This window comes from Sphingopyxis sp. J-6, from assembly GCF_046603995.1.
Lineage (GTDB): Bacteria > Pseudomonadota > Alphaproteobacteria > Sphingomonadales > Sphingomonadaceae > Sphingopyxis.
Genome location: NZ_CP145810.1, coordinates 4,264,920 through 4,289,969, shown reverse-complemented (window position 1 = coordinate 4,289,969; position 25,050 = coordinate 4,264,920). Strand labels below are relative to the sequence as shown.

At 67.0% G+C, this 25,050-nt stretch carries 24 protein-coding genes; 11 read left to right on the top strand and 13 right to left on the bottom strand.

The annotated features are described in order from the left end of the window. Positions 1-70 precede the first annotated feature (70 nt). The gene (locus V6U71_RS20400) at positions 71-385 is read left to right on the top strand and encodes a sel1 repeat family protein (RefSeq protein WP_054589726.1); all 315 of its coding nucleotides are present in this window, start codon (positions 71-73) and stop codon (positions 383-385) included. On the opposite strand, the gene V6U71_RS20395 is transcribed toward V6U71_RS20400, so the two are convergent. The 4 genes from V6U71_RS20395 to V6U71_RS20380 are packed head-to-tail and all read right to left on the bottom strand — an operon-like array spanning position 382 to position 2,927. Continuing rightward, positions 382-1,530, bottom strand: coding sequence for a GNAT family N-acetyltransferase (locus tag V6U71_RS20395; protein WP_411340118.1), 1,149 nt, complete (start codon positions 1,528-1,530; stop codon positions 382-384). The genes V6U71_RS20400 and V6U71_RS20395 overlap by 4 nt on opposite strands. Positions 1,531-1,538: 8 nt before the next feature. Next, positions 1,539-2,003, bottom strand: a complete 465-nt coding sequence (locus V6U71_RS20390; RefSeq protein WP_054589724.1) for a RidA family protein — start codon at positions 2,001-2,003, stop codon at positions 1,539-1,541. 13 nt (positions 2,004-2,016) lie between these two features. Next, positions 2,017-2,658 (bottom strand): HAD family hydrolase, encoded by a 642-nt coding sequence (locus V6U71_RS20385; RefSeq protein ID WP_411340117.1) that lies wholly within the window; start codon positions 2,656-2,658, stop codon positions 2,017-2,019. Then, a complete protein-coding gene (locus tag V6U71_RS20380; protein WP_411340116.1) occupies positions 2,655-2,927 on the bottom strand; it encodes a DUF3572 family protein in 273 nt (90 codons plus the stop codon). The genes V6U71_RS20385 and V6U71_RS20380 overlap by 4 nt, the downstream gene beginning before the upstream one ends. A gap of 353 nt (positions 2,928-3,280) precedes the next feature. Here V6U71_RS20380 and V6U71_RS20375 point away from each other — a divergent pair, with 353 nt between their 5' ends. Both V6U71_RS20375 and V6U71_RS20370 read left to right on the top strand, forming a co-directional pair. Continuing rightward, entirely contained in the window at positions 3,281-3,643 is a 363-nt protein-coding gene (locus V6U71_RS20375; RefSeq protein ID WP_411340115.1) for a response regulator, read from the top strand. 76 nt (positions 3,644-3,719) lie between these two features. Continuing rightward, the gene (locus tag V6U71_RS20370) at positions 3,720-4,682 is read left to right on the top strand and encodes a patatin-like phospholipase family protein (protein ID WP_411340114.1); all 963 of its coding nucleotides are present in this window, start codon (positions 3,720-3,722) and stop codon (positions 4,680-4,682) included. 259 nt (positions 4,683-4,941) lie between these two features. Here V6U71_RS20370 and rpmG read toward each other — a convergent pair whose 3' ends face one another. The 5 genes from rpmG to V6U71_RS20345 all read right to left on the bottom strand — a co-directional run bounded on the left by rpmG (position 4,942) and on the right by V6U71_RS20345 (position 9,661). Then, positions 4,942-5,109, bottom strand: coding sequence for a 50S ribosomal protein L33 (gene rpmG / locus V6U71_RS20365; RefSeq protein WP_003042331.1), 168 nt, complete (start codon positions 5,107-5,109; stop codon positions 4,942-4,944). 217 nt (positions 5,110-5,326) lie between these two features. Next, positions 5,327-6,061 carry an energy transducer TonB gene (locus V6U71_RS20360; RefSeq protein ID WP_411340113.1) on the bottom strand — a complete coding sequence of 245 codons (735 nt, stop codon included), beginning with the start codon at positions 6,059-6,061 and terminating at the stop codon, positions 5,327-5,329. Between the two features lie 145 nt (positions 6,062-6,206). Next, entirely contained in the window at positions 6,207-7,517 is a 1,311-nt protein-coding gene (locus V6U71_RS20355) for a glutamate--tRNA ligase (protein ID WP_411340112.1), read from the bottom strand. Between the two features lie 41 nt (positions 7,518-7,558). Beyond that, positions 7,559-7,981 (bottom strand): DoxX family protein, encoded by a 423-nt coding sequence (locus tag V6U71_RS20350; protein ID WP_411340111.1) that lies wholly within the window; start codon positions 7,979-7,981, stop codon positions 7,559-7,561. A gap of 12 nt (positions 7,982-7,993) precedes the next feature. Continuing rightward, complete coding sequence (locus V6U71_RS20345) at positions 7,994-9,661, bottom strand: NAD+ synthase (protein ID WP_411340110.1); 1,668 nt, start codon at positions 9,659-9,661, stop codon at positions 7,994-7,996. A 145-nt stretch (positions 9,662-9,806) separates the two neighbouring features. Here V6U71_RS20345 and V6U71_RS20340 point away from each other — a divergent pair, with 145 nt between their 5' ends. From V6U71_RS20340 to rplT, 5 genes are all read left to right on the top strand, one after another. Further along, positions 9,807-10,742: a ribose-phosphate pyrophosphokinase gene (locus V6U71_RS20340; RefSeq protein ID WP_054589717.1), complete on the top strand. Its 936-nt coding sequence runs from the start codon at positions 9,807-9,809 to the stop codon at positions 10,740-10,742. 4 nt (positions 10,743-10,746) lie between these two features. After that, complete coding sequence (hisN, locus tag V6U71_RS20335; RefSeq protein WP_054732155.1) at positions 10,747-11,529, top strand: histidinol-phosphatase; 783 nt, start codon at positions 10,747-10,749, stop codon at positions 11,527-11,529. A 20-nt stretch (positions 11,530-11,549) separates the two neighbouring features. After that, complete coding sequence (locus V6U71_RS20330) at positions 11,550-11,900, top strand: GFA family protein (protein WP_411340109.1); 351 nt, start codon at positions 11,550-11,552, stop codon at positions 11,898-11,900. Between the two features lie 116 nt (positions 11,901-12,016). After that, a complete protein-coding gene (gene rpmI, locus V6U71_RS20325; RefSeq protein ID WP_037555449.1) occupies positions 12,017-12,220 on the top strand; it encodes a 50S ribosomal protein L35 in 204 nt (67 codons plus the stop codon). A gap of 13 nt (positions 12,221-12,233) precedes the next feature. Further along, a complete protein-coding gene (gene rplT, locus V6U71_RS20320) occupies positions 12,234-12,599 on the top strand; it encodes a 50S ribosomal protein L20 (RefSeq protein WP_054589714.1) in 366 nt (121 codons plus the stop codon). Between the two features lie 79 nt (positions 12,600-12,678). Here rplT and V6U71_RS20315 read toward each other — a convergent pair whose 3' ends face one another. Then, complete coding sequence (locus V6U71_RS20315; protein WP_411340108.1) at positions 12,679-13,221, bottom strand: hypothetical protein; 543 nt, start codon at positions 13,219-13,221, stop codon at positions 12,679-12,681. A gap of 359 nt (positions 13,222-13,580) precedes the next feature. On the opposite strand from V6U71_RS20315, the gene V6U71_RS20310 reads away from it, so the two are divergent. The 3 genes from V6U71_RS20310 to pheT all read left to right on the top strand — a co-directional run bounded on the left by V6U71_RS20310 (position 13,581) and on the right by pheT (position 18,129). After that, complete coding sequence (locus tag V6U71_RS20310; RefSeq protein WP_411340107.1) at positions 13,581-14,492, top strand: helix-turn-helix domain-containing protein; 912 nt, start codon at positions 13,581-13,583, stop codon at positions 14,490-14,492. Positions 14,493-14,635: 143 nt separating this feature from the next. After that, positions 14,636-15,736 carry a phenylalanine--tRNA ligase subunit alpha gene (gene pheS, locus V6U71_RS20305; RefSeq protein WP_411340106.1) on the top strand — a complete coding sequence of 367 codons (1,101 nt, stop codon included), beginning with the start codon at positions 14,636-14,638 and terminating at the stop codon, positions 15,734-15,736. Continuing rightward, entirely contained in the window at positions 15,733-18,129 is a 2,397-nt protein-coding gene (pheT, locus tag V6U71_RS20300; protein WP_411340105.1) for a phenylalanine--tRNA ligase subunit beta, read from the top strand. Before pheS ends, pheT begins: the two co-directional genes overlap by 4 nt. A gap of 74 nt (positions 18,130-18,203) precedes the next feature. Here the strand turns inward: pheT and V6U71_RS20295 are convergent, their stop codons facing one another. From V6U71_RS20295 to mutS, 3 genes are all read right to left on the bottom strand, one after another. After that, a complete protein-coding gene (locus tag V6U71_RS20295; RefSeq protein WP_411340104.1) occupies positions 18,204-19,331 on the bottom strand; it encodes a dipeptidase in 1,128 nt (375 codons plus the stop codon). A gap of 101 nt (positions 19,332-19,432) precedes the next feature. After that, entirely contained in the window at positions 19,433-22,192 is a 2,760-nt protein-coding gene (locus tag V6U71_RS20290; RefSeq protein WP_411340103.1) for a [protein-PII] uridylyltransferase, read from the bottom strand. Further along, entirely contained in the window at positions 22,189-24,789 is a 2,601-nt protein-coding gene (mutS, locus tag V6U71_RS20285; protein ID WP_411342381.1) for a DNA mismatch repair protein MutS, read from the bottom strand. Before mutS ends, V6U71_RS20290 begins: the two co-directional genes overlap by 4 nt. Between the last annotated feature and the right edge of the window lie 261 nt (positions 24,790-25,050).

Sequence of the window (25,050 nt, the reverse complement as noted above, 5' to 3'; positions counted from 1 at the left end):
CTTTGTTGACCATAAGCCGCAAGGTTGGACCCCGAGGTCTCCATGTGGGGTGGAGGCAAAGGGGGTTATCATGGCAAACAGTCTGAAGTCTGCCCAGTATCTGATCGAAAGCCGGTTGCTCGACGCGGCGCGCGGCGACGCCAATGCCTATTTCGATCTCGGAATCGCTTTCTCGACTGGCACCGGCGGGGTCGATGTCGACCTCATCCAGGCGCATAAATGGTTCAATCTCGCGGCGCTCGGCGGCAATAAGGAAGGCCAGCAATGCCGCGCCGACCTGTCCGACGAAATGAGCCGCGACGAAATCGCCGAAGCGCAGCGCCAGGCGCGCGCCTGGCTCGACGAGACGGCCCGCCGTCCCGCCGCCCGCCGCTTCGCGGCCTAATCCGTCCGCCTGAAGGGCATATGCCCTTCGAGCCATTCCATCTCCGTTTCTTCGGCGCGGCGTTCCTGTTCGAGGAAATCCGCGACCGCGCGGCGAAATCCCGGGTCGGCGATAAAATGCGCCGACCAGGTCGCGACCGGCCCGTAACCGCGTGCCAGCTTGTGCCCGCCCTGCGCCCCCGCCTCGACCCGGCTGAGGCCGCGCGCGATCGCCATGTCGATCGCGCGGTAATAGCATAGCTCGAAATGCAGATAGGGGATGTCGACAAGGCACCCCCAGTAGCGGCCGTACAGCGTATCGGCGCCGATGAAATGCATCGCCCCTGCCACGGATCTGGCATCGTCATAGGCGAGGACGAGGACGATCCGGTCGGCCATGCGCGCGCCCATCAGGTCGAACGCTTCGCGCGTGAGGTAGGGATGCCCCCATTTGCGCGCGCCGGTGTCCTGATAAAATTGCCACATCGCGTCCCAATGTTCGGGGCGGAGCGCGTCGCCGCTCAGTTCCTCGATCCGCAGGCCCTCGATGGCGCGGGCGCGTTCCTTGCGGAGCTGCTTGCGCTTCGCCGAGGTCAGCGTCGCGAGAAAATCGTCGAAGCTCGCATAGCCCGCGTTGGCGAAATGAAACTGGATGTCGCGGCGGACCAGCCAGCCCGCCGCCTCGAACAGCGGCATCTGCTCGGGCGCCACGAAAGTGGCGTGCGCCGACGACAGGCCGTTCTGCCGCACCACCGCCTCGGCAGCGCGGATCAACAGCGTCGCATCGCTATCGTCGCGCGCCAGCAGCCGCGGCCCCGGCACCGGCGTGAACGGCGCCGCGATCTGCAGCTTCGGATAATAATCGCCGCCGGCGCGCGCCCAGGCGTCGGCCCAGCCCTGATCGAAGACATATTCGCCCTGGCTGTGCGACTTGAGATAGGCGGGCGCTGCGGCGACCAGCGCCCCCGCCTCGTCCTCGACGAGCAGCGGCGCCGCCTGCCAGCCGGTGCCCGGCCCTACACTGCCCGATTCTTCGAGCAGCGACAGGAAATCATGCCCGACGAAGGGGTTGCCGTCACCCGCCAGCGCGTCCCACGCCGCCGCGTCGAGCGCGGCGACGCCGCTGCCGAGCGAGATCGTCCGGGCGGGCGGGTCGGCTTCGGCCACCGGCGTCCTTAAGCGGACTTCACCGCGACGATCGCGTCGACCTCGACCGCGGCGCCGAGCGGAAGCACCGCGACGCCGACCGCGCTGCGCGCATGGCGGCCGGCTTCGCCGAACAGCGATTCCATCAGTTCCGACGCACCGTTCGCGACCTTCGGCTGCGCGGTGAAGGCGGGGTCGCTGTTCACATAGACGCCCAGCTTCACGATTTTTTCGACCCGCGACCAGTCGCCATCGACCGCGCGGCCGATCTGCGCGACGAGCATCAGCGCGCAGCGGCGCGCGGCGTCATAACCCGTCGCCTCGTCCATGTCGGTCCCGAGCCGGCCGGTGACGACCTGTCCGTCGCGGAACGGCAATTGCCCGCTGATGTGGAGCAACCCGCCCAGCTCGACGGCGGGCACATAGGCGGCGACCGGCGCCGCGGGCTTGGGAAGTTCGAGGCCGAGTTCGGCGAGCTTGGCGGCGATATCCATGGGTCTGTCCTTCTTAAACCGGTTCGGGGGCCGGGGCGGGGATGTTTTCGGCAAGGCGCGCCAATATCCAGTCACGCGCCGCGTTCCAATCGTCGATTCGCGCATGCGCATGTTTCGCCGGCGCGATCTTGCCGGCAATCGCGGGTTCGCCGACCAGATGCAGCCGCCACACGCCGGGCGCCTCGATCGCGACCGAATGATGATGTCCGGCAAGGTCGTCGATGAACACCGCAACCGACGGGCGATATTCTTCGATCAACCGGCGCACGGGCTCGCCCTTGCCGCCGCGGCTGCCGATCACCGGCGCATGAAAGCCGTGCGCTGCGAGCTGGTCGACCCGTCCCTGCTGATGCTCGGGGCCGACGTTGGTCAGCACGACGATATCGGCCTGCTCGGCGATCGCGGCCATCGCGGCGAGGGCACCGGGGATCGGGTGCTGGCGGCCCATCTCGGCGCGGAAAAACCCGTCGAGCAGCGGCCACACCTCGGCCGCCTCCAGCGGCGTGCCGCACTCCTTGCGCTTCAGCGCTCCGGCGAAACTCGCATCCTCCATCCGGAACAGCACGCCATGTTCGGCGTCGACCCATTCGGCGAAGGGCACGACCATGTGCATCAACACCTCGTCGCAGTCGGTGATCACCAGCGGGCGGGTCATGCCATTGTCCTTTCATCGCCTTCCAGGCGGCGCGCGGCGGCGGCCAGCGCTTCGGGTTCGGTATCGAGCGCGCCGGCGCAGGCGACAAGGTCGCGCTCGTGCGCCGTCAGAAAGCCGAGGATCGCCGCCAGCGTCGCCCGTTGCCCGAGCGATTCGCGGAGCACCGCAGGGGTAAGCCCCGTCATGCCGAGCAGCCGTTCGGCGCGCGGTTCGTCGGTCAAGATCCAGCCCAGCACCTGCAGCGCCAGTGCTTCATCGGCTTCGCGCACCAAGGGTCAGAACCCTCCCATAGCGCGTTCGAGGCGTCGAAATGGCGAAGATATCGGCTTCGCGCGGCCGCCGCCGATGGCGGTTCCATCTGCAAGGCCGCGCGGAGACGAGATCGAAGCCATTTCGACGTCCCTTCGGGATTTGACCGATTTTGTCCATGGCTGCGTCAGCGAGCCTTGTAATATCGACATATTCCGGCGCCTCGCTTCCTTGCCCTGAACAAAATCGCTTCAAACCTCGATCGCGCTATGGGAGGGTTCTGACCCTATATCCTTGACTCGGCGAGGCGATTGTTTCCGCGGCCCGATTCGCCTAAACGGTCCGCGGACGCAAGGTGGGGAAGCGAATAATCATGGGCAAGACCATCCTGGTCGTCGAAGATAATGAGCTCAACCTCCGCCTCTTCTGCGATCTTCTGAACGCCCATGGCTACAGCGCCCACCCCGTGCGCGACGGCCGCGACGCGCTGGCGAAGGCGCGCGAGATTTCGCCCGACCTCATCGTCATGGATATCCAGTTGCCGCATGTCAGCGGGCTCGAACTGATCGGCCAGATGAAGGCCGATCTGACGCTGCGTGCCGTCCCGATCATGGCGGTCACCGCCTATGCCGGCAAGGGCGACGAGGACCAGATCCGCGCCGCGGGCGCCGAGGCCTATGTCTCGAAGCCGATTTCGGTGATCAAGTTCATCGAAAGCGTGGGGGCCTTCGCCTGAATCCGACGTCGTTCGCCGGAACAGACTCTCCACCCGAAATCCTGTAGACTGCATCCGTCATCGAAGGAGAGCGGACATGGCAGGCGGTCTCGCAATCGTGCTCAGCGGCGGCGGCGCCAAGGGCGCGTTCCAGGTCGGCGTCGTCCACGAACTCGTCGTCAACCGCGGCGTTCGTATCGACATCGTCGCCGGCGTCTCGACCGGCGCGATTCAGGCGCTGGGGGTCGCACAGGACGATGTGCCGCGCCTGCTCGACACCTGGCTCGGGCTTCGCGGCAATGCCTCGATCTACAAGGAGCGCCCGCTCGGTGTCGTCGGCGGCATCCTCGGCGAGAATGCGATCTACGACGCCGCGCCGCTGAAACGCCTGCTCAAGGATTTTGCCGACGAGGAAAAATTGCGCGCCGCCGGTCGCAAGCTGCTGCTCGGCGTCGTCAACCTCGGGACCGGCACCTATCGCAGCATCGACGAAAGCGTGCCCGGCATCCACAACTGGGTCTATGCGAGCTGCGCGATGCCGCTCTTCTTCGATCCGCTGAAGACGCGCGCCAGCGACGGCACCGAGGAACAATGGGTCGACGGCGGGGTACGCGACGTGACGCCGCTCAGCGCCGCGCTCGAGATGAACCCGCGCGGCGTCATCGCGGTCCGCGCCTCGCCCGCGCCGCAGCCGGGGCTCGTTCGCACCTACAAGAATCTGATCAAGATCGGCCTGCGCGCGGTCGACATCCTGCAATCGGAGGTATCGGCGAACGACCTCGCCGGCGCGGCGCTGATCAACGATCTGATCGCGGCGCGCGAGGCGCAGCTTCGCGCGCTCCAGTCCGAAGGCATCGGCGGCGCGCAGGCGGCGCGCATCCTCCGCCCGCTCGACGTCCAGATATCGCGCTACCGCTTTGCCCCGATCCGGATCATCGAGCCCGAGGCGGAATTTTCCGAAACGCTCGAATTCGATCCGGCGAAAATCCGCGCCGCGATCGACGCCGGCCGCCGCGCCGTCGAGCGCGAATGGGAGGCGCTGGAGCCGTTGCTGAGTTGAAAGGTGGGGCGCGGCCAAAGTCGGGCCTTTTTCATTCGTCATCCCGGATTTGATCCGGGATCCATGACGACGGCGCAGCTATGGATCCCGGATCAAGTCCGGGATGACGAAAGCGGGGGAGGTAACGTCCGCTTCCCACCCGACTCCCTCATTCGCCACGCACGAAAAAGGGCGGCGCAATCGCCGCCCTTCTGGATCCCCGCCTTCGCGGGGATGACGCATCGCCAAACCGTTCAGCGTTGCTGAACGGGTCGATACGTCACTTGATCTTGGCTTCCTTGAACTCGACGTGCTTGCGCGCACGCGGGTCGTACTTCCGCACCGACATTTTTTCGGTCATCGTGCGGGGGTTCTTTTTCGTCACATAGAAAAAGCCCGTGTCGGCGGTGCTCACCAGCTTGATCTTGACGGTCGTCGGCTTGGCCATGGCCCTGTTCCTCGAAAAATCTTCGCACCTGCCGCCGGGGCGGACGATGCGGCGGGACGCGGGCCCCGGCTGCTGCTCTGAAAAAACATAGAGGGCCGCGCGCAGGCGCCGCCCCCGATATCCGCGCGCCTCTGACCGGATTCGGCGCTCCTGTCAAGCAAAAGGAGCGGGCGGACGGCACCCGGCCGCCCGCCCGGGAGGGGTCTCGAAGACGGGGTCAGCCGTTCCTGATCTCGAAGCGCACGGTCATTTCCTTCCAGCTTTCCTCGGCGACCCCGCCGCGCGTCGCGGGTTTGAACCGCCATTTGGCCAGCGCGCGCCGCTTCGTCGCTTCGAAGAAGGCGGGATTGCCGCCGCTCACCTGTTCGACCGCCTTCACGCGCCCGTCGGTGCCGATCAGCACCCGCACCGTCACCGCGCCCTCGATCCCGCCACGCTGCTCGCGCGCCGGATATTCGGGCTGGAACGATCCCGCATAGCGCGAGTCGAGCTGTGCGAGCACCAGCTTCGGCGGGGCCGGGGGATCGACCGAAACGGGAGGGCCCGGCGGCAAGGGCCGCGGATCGATCACGACCGGTCCCTTATCGACGAAGACATCGCGGATCGGCGTCGTATCGACGAGGGGGTCGACCGTTTCGGTCGGCTGCGAAGTCCTCGGCGGCGTCTGCGGCTCGGCTCTGGGCTTCGGCGGCTCGGGCTTGTCGGGCTTCGGCAGGAAAATGGTCGTCCAGGGCTTGTCCGCCGTGCGCGGCGGTTCCTTGATGATCATCGGCGACAGCGCGACTGCGACGACCAGCGCGGCGGGCAGGCCGACGGCCAGCAGCGCCGCGACGGGGCGATGGCGGTTGCCGGCCCCATAGCTTTCGCGGGGCAGGAGCGCGGCGGCGCCCGCGGGCGCGGTGTCCTCAAGCGGCGCCGAAGCCAGCGCCGAAAGCAGCGGAATCAGGGTCATGGCATCTCTCCTTGCCTAAAAGACCCGGCCCCGCGGCGTATCGACCGCCACTATCGGCCAGGCCATGGCAATGAGATAATATAACGTCACTAATATTGTCAAGCGAGGAGATCGGCAAACCCGCTCGCCGTTTCGCCGCGCCTTCCTAGCCGGCGGAAAGCCGCGCCACCGCCTGATCCTTGTCGATCAACGGCAGCAGTTCGCCCATATCGGGACCATGATCGCGCCCGGTCAGCGCGCGGCGCAGCGGCAGGAACAACGCGCGGCCCTTGGCGCCGGTGGCTTCCTTCACCGCGCCGGTCAGCGCGTGCCAAGGGTCGGCGCCCCAGTCGATGCCAGGCGCCGCCTCGGCCGCCGCGGCGAGCACTGGCCGGTCGGCCGCCTCCGCGGCCGGGGGCGTAAAGGGCCCGTCGAACACCGCGACCCACTCGCCCGCTTCGGCGACCGTCGCCAGATTCGGCCGGATCGCTTCCCAGCGCGCGGGCGTGATCGCGGCGGGCAAGCGGTCGGCGACCGCCGCATGGCCGGTGTGGTGCAATATCTTCTGATTGAGCAGTGCCAGCTCGGCCTCGTCGAAACGCGCGGGAGCGCGGCCGAAGCGTGCGAAATCGATGCCCTCGACCAGCGGGGCGACATCGGTCACCGGCTCGACCGGATCGCTCGTCCCCAGTCGCGCGAGCAGCGCGACGAGCGCGATCGGCTCGATGCCCTCCTCGCGCAGGCTCGCCATGCCGAGCGAACCGAGCCGCTTCGACAATTTGCCTTCGGTGCCGACGAGCAGCGCCTCGTGCGTGAAAGCGGGCGGTGTCGCGCCGAGAGCGTCGAACATCTGGATCTGCGCCGCGGTGTTCGACACATGATCCTCGCCGCGCACCACATGGCTGATCCCCATCGCGATATCGTCGATCACGCTCGGCAACAGATAAAGCCAGCTGCCGTCGGCGCGGCGGACGACGGGATCGGACATGGTCTTTGGATCGAAATGCTGCGGCCCACGAACCATATCGGTCCATTCGATCGGAGCGTCATGATCGAGCCGGAAGCGCCAGTGCGGTGCGATGCCGTCGGGAACCGGCGCCCCGTCGGGCTTGCGTTCGTAAACCGGCGGCAGCCCGCGCGACAGCAATATCTTGCGGCGGATGTCGAGTTCCTCGGGCGTCTCGTAACAGGCATAGACACGCCCCGCCGCCTGCAGCTTCGCAAATTCGGCCTCGTACAGATCGAAGCGCGCCGATTGCCTTTCCTCGCCATCGACGTCGAGCCCCAGCCAGCCCAGGTCGGCGCGGATGCCCTCGACATATTCCTCTTTCGACCGCCCGAGGTCGGTGTCGTCGATGCGCAGCAGGAAGCGGCCGCCATGTTTCCGCGCCCACAGCCAGTTGTGGAGCGCGGTGCGGACGTTGCCGACATGCAGGCTGCCGGTCGGCGAGGGGGCGAAGCGGGTCGTGACGGTCATGGCGCGCGCCTATAGCCGCAGGAAGGGCGGCATGGCGATAACTATCCGGTCCGGCCCTGCCGCACCGGCCAATAGGCCCAGGCGATGCCGAGCAGCGCGACGATCAGCAACACGCTATATTCCATCCCGTTGCGTCCGCCGCCGACGACGAACCAGCCCGCAGGCCAGTGGACGAGGATCATGCCGAGCGTCAGGATCGCGGCATGGCCGAGCGCGGCGAAGCTGGTCCAGCGCCGCGCCAGCATCAGCGCGGGGCCAGCGAGTTCGTACAGCGTCACCGCCAGCGCCCAGCCATAGCCGAAGGGAAAGCCGAGGCTGTCGAGCCACGCCCCGAACGGCGCGACGAGGCCGGCGGCAAGCCGGTAGACGCCGTGGATGAGGATCAGGATCGCGACGGTGATCCGCAGCAGCTCGAGAAACGACCCGGCGCGTTCGGGCGGCGCTTTCGGCCCCGGCAATCGCATCGCCTTCTCCTTCTACCCCGTCCGGAACCCGTGCGTGATCGGATAGCGCCGGTCGCGTCCGAAATTGCGCGTCGACAGCTTGACCCCTGGCGGCGCCTGTCGACGCTTATATTCGGCGAGCATCAGCAAGCGCTCGATCCGCACCACCGCGTCGCGGTCGAAACCATATTTCGCCACCACATCGTCGACGCTCGCTTCCTCCTCGACGAGCATGTGGAGCATGCGGTCGAGATCGGCATAAGGCGGCAGGCTGTCCTCGTCCTTCTGGTCGGGGCGCAGCTCGGCGCTCGGCGGCTTGGTGACGATGTTCGCCGGCATCACCGGCGTCACGGGGTTGCGCGACAGGCGCGGGATATTCGCGTTGCGCCATTCGGCGAGCGCGAAGACGGTCATCTTGTACGCGTCCTTGAGCGGATTATAGCCGCCCGCCATGTCGCCATAGATGGTCGCGTAACCGACGCTCATCTCGCTCTTGTTGCCGGTCGTCAGCAGCATCGGACCGAATTTGTTGCTGAGTGCCATCAACGTGACGCCGCGGATGCGCGACTGGACATTTTCCTCGGTGATATCGACGTCGCGGTCGGCAAAGCTGCCCGCGAGCATCGCGTCGAACGCCTCGACCGCGGGAACGATCGGGATCGTATCGAGCTTGCAGCCGATCATCGCGGCGCAGCCGGCCGCGTCGTCGAGGCTTTCCCGACTGGTAAAGCGGCTGGGCAGCATCACGCACCAGACCTTGTCGGGGCCGAGCGCATCGGCGGCAATCGCTGCGCAGATCGCCGAATCGATCCCGCCCGACAGGCCGAGCACGACGCCGGGAAAGCGGTTGCGTTCGACATAGTCGCGCAGGCTGACGATCATCGCGCTATAGATATCGGCGGGATGCGCCTCCCATTCGACGATCGTGCCGGGGTCGCACACCCAGCGTCCATCGCCCCCGTTCGTCCAGCGCGTGACCCGCTCTTCGGCGTCCCAGTCGATCAACCGATGCGCCGCCTGACCGTCGTCGTTGAGGACGAACGAGCAGCCGTCGAACACCAGCTCGTCCTGCCCGCCGATGCGGTTGAGGAAAATCAGCGGCAGGTTCGTCTCGTCGACGCGGCTGCGGAACACCTGTGTCAGGCGGCGGTCGTCCTTGTCGATCTCGTATGGGCTGCCGTTGACCGAGATCAGAAGTTCGGCCCCTTGATCGGCCAGATGCTTGCACACCGTCGGCAGCCAGCCGTCCTCGCAGATCGGCAGCCCCAGCCTGACGCCGCGCCATTCGACGACGTCAGGCAGCGGCCCCGGAGCGAAGACGCGCTTTTCGTCGAAGGTGCCGTAATTGGGGAGTTCGTGCTTGCGCCGCGTCGCGACGATCTTTCCGCCGTCGAGCAGCGCGACGATATTGTAAAGGGCATCGCCCTCCCGTTCTACCGACCCGACGAGCATCGCCGGACCGCCATCGGCGGTCTCGGCGGCGAGTTCGGCGAGCAGCTTTGCCGCGCGCTCGGCGAGCGCGGGTTTGAGCACCAGATCCTCGGGCGGATAACCGATCAGTTGCAGCTCGGGATAGAGGATCAGGTCGGCTTGCCCGTGCCGCGCCCGGACGCTGCGCATCGCGTCGGCATTGGCGGCAAGATCGCCGACCGCCTGCGTCATTTGGGCCAGAACGATGGTGAGCGTATCGGCAGCAGTCATGGCGCGAGCCATACGCCCGTGGGCGGCGATTGCAACGACCGGCGTGACGGACGGACAATCAGGCTGAAGATTGGCCTTCCCCTATCCGCGCCCGCTGGCTAAGGGGGCCCGCAATCCCACCCCGCGCGAAAGGGCTTCGCACCCCATGAAACTCATCTCCGGCAACAGCAACCTGCCGCTGGCCCGCGCGATCGCGGACTATCTCGAACTGCCGCTCACTGACACCAGCGTGCGCCGCTTCGCCGACGAGGAAGTCTTCGTCGAAATTCACGAAAATGTCCGCGGTCAGGACGTCTTCATCGTCCAGCCGACGAACTTCCCCGCGAACGACAATCTGATGGAGCTCTTGATCCTCACCGACGCGCTGCGCCGCGCCTCGGCGAAGCGCATCACCGCGGTCATCCCCTATTTCGGCTATGCCCGTCAGGACCGCAAACCCGGTCCGCGCACCCCGATCTCGGCCAAGCTCGTCGCCAATCTGATCACCACTTCGGGCGCCGACCGCGTCCTCGCGATCGATCTCCACGCCGGGCAGATTCAGGGCTTCTTCGACATCCCGACCGACAATCTTTATGCCGCGCCGGTGATGAGCGCCGACATCCAGGCGCGCTTCGGCGACAAGAATCTGATGGTCGTGTCGCCCGACGTCGGCGGCGTGGTGCGCGCCCGCGCGCTGGCCAAGCGCCTCGACAACGCCCCGCTCGCGATCGTCGACAAGCGCCGCGAACGCGCCGGCGAATCCGAGGTGATGAACATCATCGGCGACGTGTCGGGCCGCTTCTGCATCCTGATCGACGATATCGTCGATTCGGCGGGCACGCTGTGCAACGCCGCCGCGGCCCTGAAGGCGGCGGGCGCCGAGGGCGTCGTTGCCTATTGCACCCATGGCGTCCTGTCTGGGGGCGCGGTGGCGCGCGTCGATGCCAGCGAGCTGACCGAACTCGTCATCACCGATTCGATCCAGCCGACCGACGCGGTCAACGACAGCAACAAGGTGCGCGCGCTGACCGTCGCGCCCCTGCTCGGTGAGGCGATCAAGCGCATCGCCGACGAATCGAGCGTCTCGTCGCTGTTCGACTGATCGCATGACCCTCGAATCCGACATCGCCCTCGCCCATCGCCTCGCCGATGCGGCGGGCGCCGCGATCCGTCCGCTGTTCCGCTCGGCCTGGGCCCACGAAGCCAAGGCCGACGCCTCGCCGGTGACCGAGGCCGACCGCGCCGCCGAAGCCGCGATGCGCCGCCTGCTCGACGCCGAAGCGCCGCGCGACGGCATCATCGGCGAGGAATATGGCGCCGAGCGCACCGAGGCGAGCCGCCAATGGGTGCTCGACCCGATCGACGGCACCGTCAGCTTCATGGCCGGGCGCCCGATCTTCGGCACGCTGATCGCGCTGCTCCAGGACGGCTGGCCGGTGCTCGGCATCATCGACCAGCCGATCGCCGGCGAACGCTGGGTCGGCGCCGTCGGGCAGCCGACTTTGTTCAACGGCCGGCCGGTCCGCACGCGGAGCTGCAGGACGCTCGGCGAGGCGGTGCTCGCGACCACCGGGCCGCAATATTTCAGCGATCACGACGGCGAGCATTTCATGGCGCTCGCCGCGAAGACCTCGCACAAGCGCATGGTCTTCGGCGGCGACTGCTATAATTACGGGCTGCTCGCCAGCGGCCATATCGACATGGTCGTCGAGGCGGGGCTGAAACTTCATGATTTCGCCGCGCTGGTGCCGGTCGTCGAGGGGGCGGGCGGAACGATGTGCGACTGGAACGGCGATCCGCTGAATGCCGACAGTGCGGGCCATGTCATCGCGCTCGGGGATCCCGCGCGGCTCGAGGACGTTATCGAAGGACTCGCCTGCAACCACTGATCGCAAGGAAGGACGACGCCATGGCTTATGAGGGAAGCTGTCACTGCGGCGCGGTGAGCTACACGGTCGAGGGCGACATTCCGGGCGAGGCGATGAGCTGCAACTGCTCGCACTGCCGCCGCAAGGGTTTTCTTTTGACCTTCGTTCCGATCGACCATTTCCGGCTCGACAGCGGCGCCGACAGCCTCGCGTCGTACAAGTTCAACAAGCACAACATCGACCATCAATTCTGCGCCACCTGCGGCTGCCAGAGCTTTTCGGTCGGCACCGGCCCCGACGGCGCGAAGATGGCGGCGGTCAACCTGCGCTGCGTCCCCGCCGCCGATCTCGACGCGCTGAATATCCAGAAGGTCGACGGGGCGAGCTTTTAAGCCTCCGGCGCTTGCAATTCCGGGCGAATCCGTCTAGGCGCGCCGCTTCCGATTGTACCGGCTGGCTGAAAGGGCTGCCAGGCCGATACGCAAACGGACTTCAAAAGGAGACCAAAATGCCCAAGATGAAGACCAAGAGCGGTGTGAAGAAACGCTTCAAATTCACCGCCTCGGGCAAGGTGAAGCACGGCGTCGCCGGCAAGCGCCACCGCCTGATTTCGCATAACTCGAAATATATCCGCACCAACCGCGGCACCAGCGTGCTCAGCGATTCGGACGCGGCCCATGTGCGCCTCTGGGCGCCCTACGGCCTGAAGTAAGGAGCGCTAGACCATGTCACGCATCAAACGCGGCGTTACCACGCACGCCAAGCACAAGCGGATCCTGGACCAGGCGAAGGGCTATTATGGCCGTCGCAAGAACACCATCCGCGTCGCCAAGCAGGCGGTCGAAAAGGCCGGCCAATATGCTTACCGCGACCGCAAGGTAAAGAAGCGGAGCTTCCGCGCGCTCTGGATCCAGCGCATCAACGCCGCGGTCCGCGCCGAGGGCCTGACCTATTCGCAGTTCATGCACGGCGTGAAGCTCGCCGGGATCGAACTCGACCGGAAGGTCATGGCCGACCTCGCGATGAACGAAGGCGGCGTGTTCACCGCGATCATCGCCCAGGCGAAGGCGGCGCTGCCCAAGGCAGCCTGACGCTTTCCAGCCGAAACAAAGAAACAAGGGCGGTCCTGCGGGGCCGCCCTTTTTCGTTGACGGTCCCGCGCGAGGCGTCTCATCCGCCCTGCTTCCCTGCGCGTGCCGCCCTGACCCCGTCGACGAACTGCTTCTCGTTCACCTTCACCGCCAAGCCTTTCTTCGACAGGAAAAATGCGGCGCGCGGCATCGTGATATTGCCGTCCTTGGTGGCCAGCACTGCCCCTTGCGGCGCGATCGACTTGACCGTAGCAAGCACGGCGGCTCCATCGGCGCTGCGAACCTCCGCCCCTGGCTTCAACGCCCCGTCGACCGCCGCGGCGTCGGCCTCGGCCTGCTTCAGCACCGCGACAATTTTGTCTTTTGACGCCTTCAGCGCCGGACCTTTCGGGGTCGTCACGAAAGCGTCCTTCGGTACCACGAGGCCGCTGGCGCCGATCCCGACCGCGATCCTGTCGCCGACCACTTTGACAATCTGGCCAACCTCTTCGCCATTCTGGTCGTAAACTTTGGTACCGGCGGTCCACGAAGCAGCCGGGGCCTGCGCCTGTACGGCAGGGACGGCAGACACGGCTGCACAGCCAAGGAACAGCGCGGCGGGCAAGCCGGAAAGCTTGGACATGAGAGGCTCCTGTCGAACAGCAAGCCACCCGTGCCGCATCGGACGGGGCCGCACCAAATAGCATGCTGCCGGTCCGTGCAACGGACGCGGCGAGCCGAACGCCAGCGGGAGCGAAAAACAGGAACGGCGCGAAGGCCAGGCCCTCGCGCCGTTCCGACGATGCGAACATCGCCCCCCTCCCTCCGAACCGGTTGCCGTGGGTCGCAGAAAGCTTGCGGCCGGCGGAAGTTTCCCTGACGCTCTACACGGGGCAGCGCGCCGATGGGGTGACATATGCCGTCGCAATCATGACAAGAATTGTAAGAACCCGACACGAAGGTGCCTTAGGTTATTGTTTTTTTGCGCGAGGCGCCGCAAGCATGGACGTCATGAAGGACGCGATCCAGAATCCGGGAGAGGACGCCGGCGCGCGGATCGTGACGCGTTTCTTCCCGCTGTCCGAAGCGCTGAAGCCCTATGTCAGCACCATATATCTGACCGAGATCACCCTTCCCGCCGGAACACGGGTCGAGGATTATCTGCATCCCGAATGGGCGAACATGCGCTTCATCGATGGCGAGGCGCCGCTCGCCGGGGTCGGTGGCGCCCCGGCAGTGCCCGCCCCGCCCTTCGTCGCGACAGGCCCGACGAGCAAGGCGAGCTATTTCGCGGCAGGCAACATGCGCGCGTGGGGGGTCGGTATCCTGCCCGCCGGCTGGGCGAAATATTTCGCGCTCCCGGCCGCCGAACTTGCCGACCGGTTTTGCGACGGCGCGGCGCACCCTGCTTTCGCCGCCTTCGCGCCGCTGACCGACGCGTTGCCGCGCATCAACGATGTCGATGCCGCCGCCGCGCTGATCGATGGCCATCTGGTCGGCCTGCTCGCGGGAGCGCCGCGCGACGACCCCGCGATCGTCGCGGCGCATCGCGCGCTCGTCGACGACGATCTGGCCAGCGTCGCCGATCTCGCGGCGAAGCTCGCGCTCTCCGAACGGACGGTCGAGCGCCTCAGCCATCGCGCCTTCGGCTTCCCTCCCAAATTGCTGTTGCGACGCCAGCGCTTCCTGCGGTCGCTGGGGCGCTTCATGCTCGACCCGTCGATGGCGTGGATCGATACCCTCGACCACCAATATTATGATCAGGCGCAATTCACCCGCGACTTCCGCCGTTTCATGGGGATGAGCCCGCGGGCCTATGCGGCACGCCCCAAACCGATCCTCGGTGCCGCTGCTTTCGCGCGCGCCGCGGCGGCGGGAGCAGCCGTGCAGGGGCTGCACAAGCCGGCGGACTAGCCCTCAGGCCAGCTTGGAGGCTTGACCGGCGCCGCGTCTTCGGTGCAAGCGGCGGGCGGGCGCGCGCGGGCAGCCGCCGTATCCGGCAATAACGAAACAGACAGGCCGGCAGCCACAGGCGCGCCGGAGCAGGACGAACGACGATGAGCGAACTTCAGGCGATGCAGGCCCGGCTCGTGGCCGACATAGCGGCCGCCGCCGACCTCGACGCGATCGAGGCGCTGCGCGTCGGCGCGCTCGGGAAAGCCGGCAGCATCACCGCGCTCTTGAAGACGCTCGGCGGGATGAGCCCCGAGGAACGTCAGGCGCAGGGTCCCGCGATCCACGGCCTGCGCGAGGCGGTGACCGCGGCGCTGGCGACGCGCAAGGCAGCGCTCGAAGGCGCGGCGCTCGAAACGAAGCTCGCGGCCGAACGGCTCGACATGACGCTGCCCGCCGACGCAAGGCCGCTCGGCAGCGTCCATCCGGTGAGCCAGGTGATGGACGAGCTCGCCGAAATCTTCGCCGACATGGGCTTCGCGGTCGCGACCGGCCCCGAAATCGAGGACGACTGGCGCAACTTCACCGCGCTCAACATCCCCGAAACGCATCCGGCGCGCGCGATGCACGACACTTTCTATTTCCCGGCGCAGATGAACGATGCCGAGGGCCGCGCGATGCTGCTGCGCACCCACACCTCGCCGGTGCAGATCCGCACGATGATGGCGCAGGAGCCGCCGATCCGCATCATCGCGCCGGGCCGCGTCTATCGCAGCGACAGCGACGCGACGCACACGCCGATGTTCCATCAGGTCGAAGGGCTGGTGATCGATCGCGGCATCCATATGGGCCACCTCAAATGGACGCTCGAAACCTTCCTCAAGGCATATTTCGAGCGCGACGACATCGTCCTGCGCCTGCGCCCCTCCTATTTCCCCTTCACCGAACCCTCGGCGGAGGTCGACGTCGGCTATAAACAGGAAAAGGGCCGCCGCATCGTCGGCGGCAACGGCGACGACGAAGGCCATGCGTGGATGGAACTGCTCGGCAGCGGCATGGTAAATCGCCGCGTCATCGCCAATTGCGGGCTCGATCCCGACGAATGGCAGGGCTTTGCTTTCGGCGCCGGCATCGACCGGCTGGCGATGCTCAAATATGGCATGGACGACCTCCGCGCCTTCTTCGACGGCGATCTCCGCTGGCTGGCGCATTACGGGTTCGGCGCGCTGTCGGTCCCGACGCTGAGCGGGGGGATTTCGGCATGAAGATCACCCTCGACTGGCTCCGCGAACATCTCGACGGCGATTTCGCCGTCGAGGACGTCGTCGCGACCCTCAACCGTATCGGCCACGAGGTCGAAGGCGTCGAAAATCCGGCCGAAAAGCTCGCGGGCTTCCGCGTCGCCAAGGTGCTCACCGCCGAGAAGCATCCGCAGGCCGACAAGCTGCAGGTGCTGACCGTCGACAGCGGCCCAGAGGTGAATGGGGGCGCCCCGCTCACCGTCGTCTGCGGCGCCCCGAACGCGCGCGCCGGCCTCGTCGGCGTGCTCGGGCTGCCGGGCGCGGTCGTGCCGGCGAACGGCATGGAGCTGAAGGTCGCGGCGGTGCGCGGCGTCGAATCGAACGGCATGATGTGTTCAACGCGCGAGCTCGAACTCGGCGACGATCATGACGGCATCATCGAATTGCCCGCCGACGCACCCGTCGGCACCGCTTTCGCCGACTATTCGGGCGCTGGCGATCCGGTGATCGACATCTCGATCACCCCGAACCGGCAGGACTGTATGGGCGTACGCGGCATCGCCCGCGACCTCGCCGCCGCCGGGCTCGGCACATTAAAGCCGCTCGACGTCCCGACGATCGCCGGCGAAGGCGCGCCGGCGACCGAAATCCGGACCGACGATCCCGAGGGCTGTCCCGCCTTCTACGGCCGCACGATCGGCGGCGTCACCAACGGCACGGCCCCCGAATGGATGCGCCGCCGGCTGGAAGCGATCGGCCAGCGTTCGATCTCGGCGCTCGTCGACATCAGCAACTATGTGATGTTCGACCTCGGCCGCCCGAGCCATATCTATGACCGTGCCAAGCTCGATGGCGCGCTCGTCGCACGGCGCGCAAAGGATGGCGAGACGGTCACCGCGCTCAACGGCAAGGATTATGTGCTCGCGGACACGATGACGGTGATCGCCGACGACAGCGGCGTCCACGACATCGCGGGCATCATGGGCGGCGAACATAGCGGGTGCAGCGAGACGACGACCGACGTCCTGATCGAAATCGCTTATTTTACGCCCGAGCGCATCGCGCTCACCGGGCAGGCGCTCGGCCTGACCAGCGACGCGCGGAGCCGCTTCGAACGCGGCGTCGATCCCGCCTTCCTCGACGATGCGACGGCGATCGTCACCGGCCATGTCCTCGCGATTTGCGGCGGCACGCCTTCGGCGATCACCCGCGCCGGCACGCCGCCGGTCGGGACGCACCATATCGATTATGATCCGGCCCGCGCTGAAACGCTGGGCGGCATCGCCATCGATGCCGAGCGCCAGCGCGACATTCTCGCCGCGCTTGGCTTCGGTATCATCGAACAGGGCACGCATTGGCAGGTCGCGGTGCCGAGCTGGCGCCGCGATATGGACGGCGCCGCCGACGTGGTCGAGGAAGTCACGCGCATCCACGGCTTCGACGCGATCCCGTCGACCCCGCTGCCGCGCAGCGACGGGGTTGCGAAGCCGACCGCGACCGCCGACCAGCTGCTCGAACGCCGCCTGCGCCGCGCCGCGGCCTCGTCAGGCTTCCACGAAGCGGTCACCTGGTCGTTCGTCAGCGAACGCGACGCCGCGCCCTTCGGCGGCGGCACCTGGACGCTCGCCAACCCGATCAGCGAGGATTTGAAGGTCATGCGCCCGTCGCTGCTCCCCGGCCTGCTCGCCGCGGCACAGCGCAACCAGCATCGCGGCGCGGACAGCATCCGGCTGTTCGAGATCGGCCGCCGTTATCTTGCCGACGCCGAACGTCCGACGCTCGCCGTGCTGATGGCGGGCGACAGGAGCGCGCGCGGCTGGCAGGCGGGCAAGCCCGCACCCTTCGACGCGTTCGACGCCAAGGCGGCGGCGCTGGCGCTGCTCGAAGCCGCCGGCGCCCCCGCCGACCGGCTGCAGGTGATGGAGCCCGTCGCGGCCGGGCAAATCTGGCATCCGGGCCAGTCGGCGACGCTGCGCCTCGGGCCCAAGGCTGTGCTCGCCGAATTCGGCGCGCTCCACCCGGCGCTGACCCGCGGTTTCGACGTCGACGGGCCGGTGATGGCGGTGCAGATTTTCCTCGATGCAATCCCCGCGAAGCGCGCGAGCGGACCCGCCCGCGCGGCCTTCACGCCGCCCGCCCTGCAATCGGTGCGCCGCGACTTCGCCTTCCTCGCCCCCGCGACGCTGGCCGCTGCCGATCTGGTGCGTGCGATCCGCGCCGCCGACAAGGCGAACATCGTCGAGGCGCGGCTGTTCGACCGCTTTGCCGGTCAGGGCGTGCCCGAAGGCCAGGTCAGCCTTGCGGTCGAGGTCGAATTGCAGCCGGTGGAAAAAAGCTTTGCCGACGCGGAGTTGAAGGCGATTGCCGACAAGGTGGTCGCGGCTGCGGCAAAACTGGGGGCGGTGCTGCGAGGGTAGGCAAAGCCCCTCGCGCGATCCTGTTCGTCATCCCGGCGAAGGCCGGGATGACGATAATGTAGCGCTGTTTGCCCCTACCCGCCCCAGGTGGCGGTCAGCAGGCGCTGGAAATTGCCGCCGAGGATCGCCTTGATATTGTCGTTCGAATAGCGGCGGCGCATCAGTTCCTCGGTCAGGTCATAGATGCGGCGCGGATGGTCGAAGCCGTCGGTATCGATCTTGTCGCGCCAGGCGTAGCTCGACTTCAGCATGCCCTTCATCGCCTTCTGCAACTCGGGCGGCATGTCGTCATAGCCGTGATTGTCGAGGTCGCTGCCGATCCCGACATGCTCGATCCCGACCAGCTTTACCGCATGGTCGATATGATCGACGATATTGGGCAGGGTCGTCGGTTCCTGCGCGGTCACGAAGTTGCGCACCCCCGCGATGCCGAACACGCCGCCCTTGGCGGCGAGCGCCTTGATCGCCTCGTCGGTCTTGAGCCGCGGATGGTTGTTGAGCGCCCGGCAATTGCTGTGGGTGATCGCGATCGGTTTCGGCGACAGCTCGATCGCGTCGAGCGTCGTCTTGTCGCCGCTGTGCGACACGTCGATCAGCATACCGACCTTGTTCATCGCCTCGATGATCGCCACGCCATAGTCGGTGATGCCGCCGTCGACGCGCTCGGTCGAGCCCGAGCCGAGGCGGTTCTGCCAGTTATAGGTAAGCTGCGAGACGCGCTGGCCGAGCTTGTAGAAAAATTCGACATCCTCGACCTTCTGGAAATGGTCGGCGTTCTGCATCCCCATGATCACCGCGACCTTGCCGTCGCGCTTGGCGCGGAGGATGTCGGCCATCTTGTCGACGCCGGTGAAGACATGGCTGTTGACCTGCACATAATGGCCCCACAGCGCATAATAGGACAGCACCTGATCGCGCGCCTCGGGATCGCGGATGCCGACCCCCTGCAGGATCGCGTTGACGCCGCTCGTCCGATATTCCTCGGCGAGCTTGTCGGTCATCGGCGCCGGACCCTCGTCGATCAGGATCGGGTGCAACATGTCGATCACCAGCGCCTCGTTCACCAGATCGACGACGCGCTTCGGATAGGTGCGCGGCGGATAGGCGGCGCTTTCGGCGCGGACCGGGCGGCTGATCAAGGGCGCTGCGACCGTCGCGGCCAAGGCGCTGCCGACAAGCTGGCGGCGTGAGAAATCCGGCATAAGACCCTCCTCGATTTTCTATCGCCAGCGTGGCTAAATCTCTCGCTGGGGAAGGTCAACGCGCAGAAAAACTGGCCTGATTGACCAGAAAAACTATCGCTTTAGGCCGCGACCGCGTCCTCGCTCTGGCTTGTCGCGGCTTCGAGCAGGCGCTTTTCGAGCGATTTGACCCGCGCCGCGCCGTCGATCTTGTCGCCGATCAGGTCGGTGACATAGAAGGTGTCGACCGCGCGCTCGCCATAGGTCGCGACATGCGCCGAATGCACCGTAACCTTCGACTGGAACAGCGCATAGGCAAGCTGGTTGAGCAGCGCCGGCCGGTCCTGCGCATTGACCTCGATCACCGTAAACCGGTTCGACGCCTTATTGTCGACGAAGACATTGGGAACAACACGGAACGCCTCGGCACGCGTCCGCGGCAACGCCCGCGCTTCGAGCTTGGGCAGCAGCCGGTGGCGGTTGGCGAGCGCATCCTCGATCGCCCGGGTCAGCCGGACGATCTGCTCGGCCTCGGCAAAAGGCCGTCCCAGCGGATCCTGGACAAGAAAATTGTCGAGCGCCAGTCCGTCGCGTGTCGTGTGGATGCGGGCGTCGATGATATTGCCGCCGGCCAGGTGGATGCCCCCGGCGATACGATAGAAAAGCCCCGGATGGTCGGCGGCAAGCACCATCACTAGCGTCGCGCCGCGATCGTCGTCGGGCACCGCGGCGATATGCAGCGGGGCATTCCCGGCTTGCTGGATATGGATCAGGTTCGCCGCGATGACCTCGACCGATTCGGCGATCCAGTAGCTTTCGGGCAAGCGCCGCGCGAGCTTGGCGAAACCCTTGTCGTCGAGGCGGAGCAGCGCGGCGACGGCTTCCTTCTTGCCCGCGATCCGCGATTCGCGGCCCTTCTGCTTGTGCCCGAGGCGCAGCACTTCCTCGGCGGCGTCGAACAGCTCGGTGAGCAACTGGCGTTTCCAGCTGTTCCAGACGCCGGGGCCGACGGCGCGGATATCGACCACCGTGAGCACAAGCAGCAGGCGGAGCCGCTCGGGCGACTGCACCTGCCCCGCGAAATCGAGGATCGTCTTGAAATCGGCAAGGTCGCGTTTGAAGGCGGTCGCCGACATCAGGAGATGATAGCGGACCAGCCACGACACGGTTTCGGTCTCCGCCGGGGTGAGGCCCAGCCGCGGGCAGACCCTGAGCGCGAGTTCGGCCCCAAGCACGCTATGATCGCCGCCGCGCCCCTTGGCGATGTCGTGCAGCAGCACCGCGCAATAGATGACGCGCCGCGACTGCAGTTGTCCCATGATCGCGGTCGACAGCGGATGGTCGTCCTTCAGCCGGTCCTGCTCAATGTCCGAGAGAAGGCCGATGGCGCGGATCGTATGCTCGTCGACCGTATAATGATGATACATGTCGAACTGCATCTGCGCGACGACGCGGCCGAAATCGGGAACGAAGCGGCCGAACACCCCCGCCTCGTTCATCCAGCGCAGCACCGTTTCGGGATCCCGCGGGCTGGTCAGCACGTCGAGGAATAATTCATTGGCGCGGGGGTTGCGGCGAACACCCTGCGTTTCGATCAGCTTGGCATCGTGGCGCGCCTGCCGCATCGCCTGCGGATGGATTTCGAGCCCGTGCTTGTCGGCGAGCGCGAAGATCTCGACGAGCCGCACCGGATCCTGCTGGAAGAAATCGTCCGATGGCAAGGCAAGCCGGCCGCGGTCGAGGACGAAGCCGTTGAGCTTGCCCGGCCGCCGCCGGATCGTCGGCAGGAAACGCCGTCCGCGCGCCGCAAGCTGGTCGTCGAGATGCGCGAGAAAGGTGCCGGTGACGTCGCCGACGCTTTTGGCGTGCAGGAAATAGAGCTGCATGAAGCGCTCGACCGCGCTCTTGCCCGGACGATCGGCGAACTGCATCCGGCGCGCGATCTCGGGCTGGAAATCGAAGGTCAGCCGGTCCTCGGCGCGCCCGGCGAGGACGTGGAGGTGGCAACGTACCGCGAGCAGGAAATTCTCGGCGCGCGCGAACTGGCGGAGTTCGCGCGCCGAAAGCAGGCCGGCGTCAACGAGCTCGGGGACGGTGCGCACACGGTGGATGAACTTGCCGATCCAGAACAGGGTGTGGAGGTCGCGCAGCCCCCCCTTCCCTTCCTTCACATTGGGCTCGACGACGTAACGCGAATCGCCCATCCGCTTGTGCCGCTCGTCGCGCTCGGCAAGCTTGTCGGCGACGAAGGCGCGTGCATTGCCGGCCACCACCTCGGCATCGAAGCGCGCCGAGGCCTGATCGTAGAGATCACGGTCGCCCCAGATGAAGCGCCCTTCCAATAGCGCGGTGCGGATGGTCAGATCGTCCTTTGCGGCGCGCACCATCTCGTCGATCGAGCGGCTCGAATGGCCGACCTTCAGGCCGAGATCCCAGAGCGTGTAAAGCTGCGCCTCGATCACCTGCTCGGTCCAACTCGTCTGCTTGAACGGGGTCAGGAAGCCGATGTCGATGTCGCTGTGCGGCGCCATTTCACCGCGCCCGTAGCCGCCGACCGCAATCAGCGTGATCCGCTCGCCCGCCGAACGGTTGCCCGCCGGATAGAGGTGGCCGACGGTGAAGTCGTGGCTGAGCCGGACGATCTGGTCGATCAGGAAGGCCGTGGCGCTCGCCGCAAGCCGCCCCGACGAAGGATGGGCGAGCAGCCGGTGTTCGATTTCGCTCCGCCCCTTGTCGAGTGCGTCCTTGAGCAGCGCGACCATCGCGCGGCGGCGCACGCCGGGATCGCTGTTTTCGGCCGCAATCGCGTCGAGCCGGCCGGCAAGCTCGCGCCGGTCGATGATCGCGCGGCGCTGGTCGAGATTGTCGAACAGGTCGCTCACGCCTCGTCTGCCAGCAGACGCTTGAGCGTGTAAAGCGCGTCGAGCGCTTCGCGGGGCGCGAGCGCGTCGGGATCGATCGCGCCGAGCGCCTCGCGCAGCGCATCCGTGGTCGCCACCGGCGCGGCGGCGAGCGTCGCGGCGAACAGCGGCAGGTCGTCGAGCCCGGCGGCGAGCCCGCCGGTCGCCTCGCGCCCCGCCTCAAGCTTCGCAAGCACCGCCTCGGCGCGCTTGACCACCCCCGCCGGCACCCCGGCGAGCCGCGCGACGGCAAGGCCATAGCTGCGGTCGGCGGGGCCTTCGGCAACCTCGTGGAGGAGCACCAGATCGCCTTGCCATTCGCGCGCGCGGACATGATGGAGCGACAGCGCGTTCAGCGTTTCGGCGAGCCGCGTCAGCTCGTGATAATGGGTCGCGAACAGGCAGCGGCACTTGTTGACCTCGTGCACCGCCTCAACCACCGACCAAGCGAGCGCGAGGCCGTCGTAGGTCGAAGTCCCGCGCCCGACCTCGTCGAGGATGACGAAGCTTTGCGGGGTCGCCTGCGCGAGGATCGCGGCGGTCTCGACCATTTCGACCATGAAGGTCGAGCGCCCGCGCGCCAGATTGTCGCTCGCCCCGACGCGGCTGAACAGCCGGTCGACCAAGCCGAGCTTCGCGGTCGCAGCGGGGACGAAACCCCCCGCCTGCGCGAGCACGACGATCAGCGCATTCTGGCGCAGGAAGGTCGATTTACCGCCCATATTGGGACCGGTGACGAGCCAGAGCCGGTCGGCTTCGGACAGCGAGACGTCGTTGGGCACGAAACGCTCGCCCGACTTCGCGAGCGCCGCCTCGACCACCGGATGGCGGCCGCCGGTCACGTCGAGGCAAGGCTCGTCGGCAAGGTCGGGGCGGCACCAGTTGTGGCTCATCGCATGGTCGGCAAGCGCCGCGGCGACGTCGATCCGCGCCAGCACATCGCACGATGCGGCGATCGCTTCGCGCCGCTCCGTCGCCTGTTCGGTCAGCGTTTCGAGATGCGCCGCCTCGGCGGCTAGCGCGTGGACGCCCGCTTGCGTCACCCGGCTCGCGGCTTCATGAAGATCCGCCGAATTGAAGCGGACGACCCCCGCGAGCGTCTGGCGATGGGTGAAGCCCGATTCGGGCGCCATCAGCGCATCGGCATGCTTCGCCGGCACTTCGACATGATAGCCCAGTACGCCATTGTGGCGGATCTTGAGCGATGCGATGCCGGTGCGGTCGCGATAGCCCGCTTCGAGCACCGCGATCGCCTTGCGCCCATCGCGCGCCGTTTCGCGCAGCGCATCGAGGGCATGATCGTAACCCTCGGCGATATAGCCGCCCTGCGCGGCGTCGACCGGCGGCGTCTCGATCAGCGCGCGCGTGAGCTCGTCGACGAGCGCGCCATGGCCGTCGAGCCCCGGCAGCAGCCGCGCGAGCAAGGGCGGCAGGTCGGCGCGGCGCGCAAGATGTTCGCGCAGCAGCCGCGCCCCGCCGAGCGCATCGCGAAGCTGCGCGAGATCACGCGGGCCGCCGCGCCCCGCGACGAGGCGGCCGAGGGCGCGCCCGGCATCGGGGAGTGCCCGCAAGGTCGCGCGCAGTTCGCCGCGCCAGAGCGCATCGCGCGCGAGGCTGTCGACCAGATCGAGCCGGTCGAGGATCGCACCCTTGTCGGTGAGCGGACTCGCGAGGTCGTCGGCGAGCAGCCGCGCCCCTGCCGCGGTCACGGTGCGGTCGATCGTCGCGAGCAGACTGCCGTCGCGGGCGCCCGCCATGGTGCGGACAAGTTCGAGGCTTTCGCGCGTCGCGGCGTCGATCGCCATGCGGTCCGACGCCGACACGCTCAGCGGCGGCTGGAGAAAGACCGCCGAACCGGTGCCGACATGATCGAGATAGGCGGCAATCGCTCCCATCGCGGCAATTTCACCGCGCGAAAAGCTGCCGAAACCATCGAGCGTCTGGACGCCGAACAAGGCTTCGAGCCGTTTCTGCCCGGCGGTGCTGGCAAATTCGCCCACCGGTCGCCGCACGATCTGCCGCGCGCCCGCGACCGGCGCCTCCGCCGCCTCGCTCACCAGCAGTTCGGATGGCGCCAGCCGCGCGAGTTCGGCATCGACCGCCTCGCGGCGCACCGCGACGACCTCGAAACGCCCGGTCGAGATATCGGCGGCGGCGATCGCGACCTCGCCTTCGCTGCCGACCTCGGCGAGTGCGGCGAGGCGATTGGCACTGCGCCCTTCGAGCAATGCCTCTTCGGTCAGCGTGCCGGCGGTGACGAACCGGACGATCGCCCGCGCCACCAGCGCTTTCGACCCGCCGCGCGCCTTGGCCTCAGCGGGGCTTTCGACCTGTTCGGCGATCGCGACGCGGTGACCGGCGCGGATCAGCCGCGCGAGGTAGGATTCGGCGGCATGGACGGGCACGCCGCACATCGGCACGGGTTCGCCGCCATGTTCGCCGCGCGACGTCAGCGCGATGTCGAGCGTCGCCGCCGCTGCCTTGGCATCGTCGAAGAACAGCTCGAAGAAATCGCCCATGCGATAGAAGAGCAGGCAGTCGCCGGCCTTGTCCTTCAGCGACCAATATTGCGCCATCATCGGCGTCGCGGCTGGATGGGCAGCAGGTGCGGCGTTACTGTTGGCGGGTTTCGGGGCGGTCGCGGGCATTCGTCCTGCTTAGTGATTGGGGGCGACATGGCAAGGCATGCGCCTGCAACATTCGCGGTTACAATTGGCCCGGGTGACGCTAGGGGATTAATGTTCCTGGGGGTAAGCCATAGCGAGTGGACCGGTATGGATTATGGTTTCGGCAATGCCGGAACCGGGTCTAGGAAGGAAACGGGCGCGCGGCTTGTGGAT